General features: G+C 69.7%; 3 protein-coding genes. 2 read left to right on the plus strand and 1 reads right to left on the minus strand.

What is annotated here, in order from left to right:
* Positions 1 to 39 precede the first annotated feature (39 nt).
* Entirely contained in the window at positions 40 to 1,074 is a 1,035-nt protein-coding gene (gene ilvC, locus WH07_RS01465) for a ketol-acid reductoisomerase (RefSeq protein WP_079022865.1), read from the plus strand.
* Positions 1,075 to 1,334: 260 nt separating this feature from the next.
* The gene (gene serA, locus WH07_RS01470; RefSeq protein ID WP_046494390.1) at positions 1,335 to 2,927 is read left to right on the plus strand and encodes a phosphoglycerate dehydrogenase; all 1,593 of its coding nucleotides are present in this window, start codon (positions 1,335 to 1,337) and stop codon (positions 2,925 to 2,927) included.
* Between the two features lie 100 nt (positions 2,928 to 3,027).
* Here the strand turns inward: serA and WH07_RS01475 are convergent.
* A partial coding sequence (locus WH07_RS01475; protein WP_232788665.1) for an MFS transporter occupies positions 3,028 to 4,753 on the minus strand: 1,726 nt, incomplete at its 5' end.

The raw sequence follows: 4,753 nt of genomic DNA on the forward strand, positions 1-4,753 counted from the left end.
CCCCGCCCGCCCCGCCGTACGGTGGGACGCAAGCTGCGAATTCACAGAAGTGCACACCAAGGAGAAGACCCAGTGGCCGAGCTGTTCTACGACGACGATGCCGACCTGTCCATCATCCAGAACCGCAAGGTCGCGGTCATCGGTTACGGCAGCCAGGGCCACGCCCACGCGCTGTCGCTCCGTGACTCGGGTGTCGACGTCCGGGTCGGCCTGCACGAGGGCTCGAAGTCCAAGGCCAAGGCCGAGGAGCAGGGCCTGCGCGTGGTGACGCCCGCCGAGGCCGCCGCCGAGGCCGATGTGATCATGATCCTGGTGCCGGACCCGATCCAGGCCGAGGTGTACGAGAAGTCCATCAAGGACAACCTGAACGACGGCGACGCCATCTTCTTCGGTCACGGCCTCAACATCCGCTACGGCTTCATCAAGCCCCCGGCGCATGTCGATGTCGCGATGGTCGCCCCCAAGGGCCCCGGCCACCTGGTCCGCCGCCAGTACGAGGAGGGTCGCGGCGTTCCGTGTATCGCGGCCGTCGAGCAGGACCCCTCCGGCGGCGCCTTCGCGCTGGCCCTCTCGTACGCGAAGGCCATCGGCGGCACCCGCGCAGGCGTTATCAAGACAACCTTCAAGGAGGAGACTGAGACCGATCTCTTCGGTGAGCAGGCCGTGCTCTGCGGCGGTACGGCCGCGCTGGTCAAGGCGGGCTTCGAGACGCTGACCGAGGCCGGCTACCAGCCGGAGATCGCGTACTTCGAGTGCCTCCACGAGCTGAAGCTGATCGTGGACCTGATGTACGAGGGCGGCCTGGAGAAGATGCGCTGGTCGGTCTCCGAGACCGCCGAGTGGGGCGACTACGTCAGCGGCCCGCGGATCATCAACGACCAGACCAAGGCCGAGATGAAGAAGATCCTGGCCGAGATCCAGGACGGCTCGTTCGCCAAGAACTGGATGGACGAGTACCACGGCGGTCTGAAGAAGTACAACGAGTACAAGAAGGCCGACAGCGACAGCCTGCTGGCGACCACCGGCGCCGAGCTGCGCAAGCTGATGAGCTGGGTCGACAACGACGACGCGTGATATTCGCGGGGCGGTCCAGGCCGGGAGTGATCGGCCGGGGCCGCCCCGTACGCACGTATGAGTGATCCTGCTGCTCGGGAGGATCACGTGCCCCGTGACAGCACTACACTGCACAGCACATACGCGTCAGGCCCACAATGTCGTGCGTCTTCCACGCGGCTAGGACCTGTCCGTCATGTCCGACCGGGCACGCCCTAGGACCCCTCCACCGCCTGCGGCCGTCGGGACGGCCGTCCGCAATGGGACTTGTGAGGACTCACGTGAGCTCGAAACCTGTCGTACTCATCGCCGAAGAGCTTTCGCCCGCCACTGTCGACGCGCTCGGTCCGGACTTCGAGATCCGGCACTGCAATGGCGCCGACCGTGCGGAGCTGCTGCCCGCCATCGCCGATGTGGACGCCATTCTGGTCCGTTCCGCGACCAAGGTCGACGCCGAGGCGGTGGCCGCGGCCGCGAAGCTCAAGGTCGTCGCCCGGGCCGGGGTCGGCCTGGACAATGTGGATGTCGCCGCCGCCACCAAGGCCGGCGTGATGGTGGTGAACGCGCCGACGTCCAATATCGTCACCGCCGCCGAGCTGGCCTGCGGTCTGCTGGTCGCCACCGCCCGCAATATCCCGCAGGCGAACTCCGCCCTGAAGAACGGCGAGTGGAAGCGCTCCAAGTACACGGGCGTCGAGCTGAGTGAGAAGACGCTCGGTGTGGTCGGTCTGGGCCGGATCGGCGTGCTGGTCGCCCAGCGCATGTCCGCCTTCGGCATGAAGATCGTCGCGTACGACCCCTATGTACAGCCGGCCCGCGCCGCCCAGATGGGTGTCAAGCTGCTGACGCTCGACGAGCTGCTCGAAGTGTCGGACTTCATCACCGTCCATCTGCCGAAGACCCCCGAGACGCTGGGCCTGATCGGCGACGAGGCGCTGCACAAGGTCAAGCCGACGGTACGGATCGTGAACGCCGCGCGTGGCGGGATCGTGGACGAGGAGGCGCTGGCCTCCGCCCTCAAGGAGGGCCGGGTCGCGGGCGCCGGTCTTGATGTGTACGCGAAGGAGCCCTGCACGGACTCCCCGCTCTTCCAGTTCGACCAGGTCGTCTGCACCCCGCACCTCGGCGCGTCCACCGACGAGGCGCAGGAGAAGGCGGGTATCGCGGTCGCCAGGTCCGTGCGGCTCGCGCTCGCCGGTGAGCTGGTGCCGGACGCGGTGAATGTGCAGGGAGGCGTGATCGCCGAGGACGTACGCCCGGGGCTGCCGCTCGCCGAGAAGCTGGGCCGTATCTTCACCGCGCTGGCGGGCGAGGTCGCGGTGCGGCTCGACGTCGAGGTGTACGGCGAGATCACCCAGCACGATGTGAAGGTGCTCGAACTCTCCGCGCTGAAGGGCGTGTTCGAGGATGTCGTCGCCGAGACGGTGTCGTATGTGAACGCGCCGCTGTTCGCGCAGGAGCGCGGTGTCGAGGTCCGGCTCACCACGTCGAGCGAGTCGCCGAACCACCGCAATGTGGTCACGGTGCGCGGCACGCTCGCGGACGGCGAGGAGGTCTCGGTCTCCGGCACGCTGGCGGGCCCCAAGCACCTCCAGAAGATCGTCGCGATCGGGGAGTACGACATCGATCTGGCGCTGGCGGACCACATGATCGTGATGCGTTACGAGGACCGCCCCGGGGTGGTCGGCACGGTCGGCCGGATCCTGGGCGAGGCCGGGCAGAACATCGCGGGGATGCAGGTCTCGCGGGCCGAGGAGGGCGGTGAGGCGCTGGTCGTGCTGACGGTCGACGACACCGTACCGCCGGCTGTGCTCGCGGAGATCGCGCAGGAGATCGGGGCGGCTTCGGCGCGCTCGGTGAATCTGGCGGACTGAGGGTCTGCTGCGGGGTTGAGCTGAGGGGTTGAAGGGGGAAGGGCCCGGTTTTCGCCGGGCCCTTCGTGTTGTGCGGGTGCGTGGTGCGGGTCTTGTGCGGTCAGTGCGTGGGGGTCGGGGCGGGCTCTTCCGCTTGCTTTCCGGTGCTCGGACCGGCGGTCGTTCCCGTGCCTGGGCCGGTGCCCGGACTGGCGCTCGTTCCGGTGCTCGGACCGGTGCTCGCTCCGGCGCGTGGGCCGGTGCTCCGGGGGGCCGTACGGAGCAGGGCGGCGGCCAGTACGGCGGCGGCGATCAGCAGCAGCGCCCCGCCGGCCGAGGCGATCCGCATCCCGTGCACAAAGGCCTCCTGGGCCAGACCGAGCAGCGATTCCCCTGCTTTTCCCGGCAGTTGGGCCGCGACCACCGTGGCCCCGCCCAGCGTTTCCCGGGCGGTCTCCAGCGCGTCGGCCGGCAGTCCGGCGGGGGCGGAGTCCGCGAGGTCCCGCCGGTAGACCGCCGTACCGAGGCTGCCCAGGACCGCCATGCCCAGCGCACCGCCGAACTCCTGGCCCGTCTCCAGCAGTGAGGCCGCCGAACCGGCCTTCTCCGCGGGCGCGGCGGCCAGCGCCATGTCCGAGACCAGCGCCATCACGATGACGATGCCGCAGCCCAGGACCGCGGCGCCGCTCAGGACGAGCCAGAGCGAATCCGTACCGGCCGACGCGATCAGCGCGAACCCGGCCGCACCGATGAGGAATCCGGCCGCTATGACCTGCGCGCGGCCGGCCTTCTCCGCGATCGCGGGGCCGGCCGGTGCGGCTGCGCCGATGACCAGTGAGGGGGCCAGGCTCCACAGCGCGGCCTCCAGGGAGTTCATGCCGAGGACGGACTGGAGGTACTGGGTGGTGTAGTAGGCCGAGCCCATCATGGCGAAGGCGGCCAGGGTGTTGAGGACGATCCCGGAGCCGAAGACCCCGCTCCGGCCCCGGCCCTTCCCTCGGCTCTTTCCCCGGCCGTGGCCTCCGTGCTCGCCCTCGGCTCCGCCGCGGAACAGCGCGCGGCTGATCATCGCATCGTCCCGGCCGCGCTGGCGCCGTACGAACAGCGCGCCGCCCGCGAGCCCCGCCGCCACGCACAGCACCCGCACCGTGCTGAGGCCGCCGGCGGCGATCTCCTTCAGCCCGTACACCAGCGGCAGGACGGCCCCCATGGACAGAGGCACGCTCAGCAGGTCGTAGCGGCCGGGCGCCGGATCCCTGAACTCCGGTACCAGCAGCGGGACCAGGACCAGCAGCAGCGCCATCGCGGGCACGTTGACCAGAAAGACCGAGCCCCACCAGAAGTGCTCCAGCAGGAACCCGCCCAGCACCGAACCGAGCGCGACCCCGCCGGCCATGGCGCCCGACCAGATACCGATCGCGCGGCTGCGCTGCGCGTCGTCTCGGAACATGTTGCGCACCAGCGCCATGGTCGAGGGCATCAGGGTGGCCCCGCCGATCCCGAGCAGCGCCCGTGCGGCGATGAGCATCTCGGCGCTCTGCGCGTACGCCGCGCCGACGGAGGCGACACCGAAGGCGGTGGCGCCGATGAGCAGCAGCCTCCGGCGGCCGATGCGGTCGCCGAGCGAACCCATGGTGATCAGCAGCCCGGCCAGGGCGAAGGCATAGATGTCGAAGATCCACAACTGCTGGGTGCTGCTCGGATCCAGCTCCCTGCTGATGGCCGGGATCGCGAAGTAGAGGACGGAGACATCCATCGAGACGAGGAGGAGCGGCAGCAGGAGGACGACAAAGGCGGTCCATTCCCGGCGGCCGGCGCGTGGCGCGGTGGCGGGGACGGGGGTGGAG

The sequence above is a fragment of the Streptomyces odonnellii genome (assembly GCF_000981895.1).
Classification (GTDB): domain Bacteria; phylum Actinomycetota; class Actinomycetes; order Streptomycetales; family Streptomycetaceae; genus Streptomyces; species Streptomyces odonnellii.